Origin of the sequence: Vibrio sp. 2304 (assembly GCF_033339475.1) — a bacterium.
In the GTDB taxonomy this organism is placed as follows: Bacteria; Pseudomonadota; Gammaproteobacteria; order Enterobacterales; family Vibrionaceae; genus Vibrio; species Vibrio alginolyticus.
The window spans coordinates 1-574 of sequence record NZ_JAWOUQ010000096.1 but is presented as its reverse complement, the minus strand read 5'-3'; the positions used below and the strand labels follow the sequence as shown (position 1 = coordinate 574).

The following is a 574-nucleotide window of genomic DNA, read 5'->3' as shown; positions in this document are numbered from 1 at the left end:
CGAGATACTTACCTTTCAAAGCTTGATTTCTTTTATTAGATAACTGAGGTATAACTACAGGTAACCATCCGAAAATAAATATTGATAATGTAAGATAAATATTTATTCTTAATAATAGATACAGCGATATAATAAACAAGAAAATATCTTTAGCTATATTAATTATGCTGTTTAAATAATTATCTTCTATCACTTTAATGTCATTATTTAGAATTGAGATTAATTCTGAACTACTCAGCTTAGATTGAGTATCAATGCTTAAGAAACTTTTTATAATAGATTGTTTATAGTCTCTCATAACAGCAGCATTTAAAGCTGCATTACTTGCTTTTGATAATGTTTCAGAAAGAAAAACTGCTGCTAAAAATAATATTGAAAATAGGATTAAAGTAGAAATTTCATAACTATAAGTACCTGCAGCAGTATCTACTATTGTTTTGAACAATATAGCCTGATAAGCTTCAACGATAGATATTACTATTACAAAAATCAGACTTAATGATAGTAAAAATTTGTGATTTAATATGTATTTTTTCATATAAAACAACTCCCATGTATGTATTTCCGAAATTAA

General features: G+C 25.3%; 1 protein-coding gene. It reads right to left on the bottom strand.

The features are described from left to right. Positions 1–538, bottom strand: a 538-nt coding sequence (locus R7P64_RS24445; protein WP_318124211.1) for an ABC transporter transmembrane domain-containing protein, incomplete at its 3' end; no start/stop codon positions are given. Between the last annotated feature and the right edge of the window lie 36 nt (positions 539–574).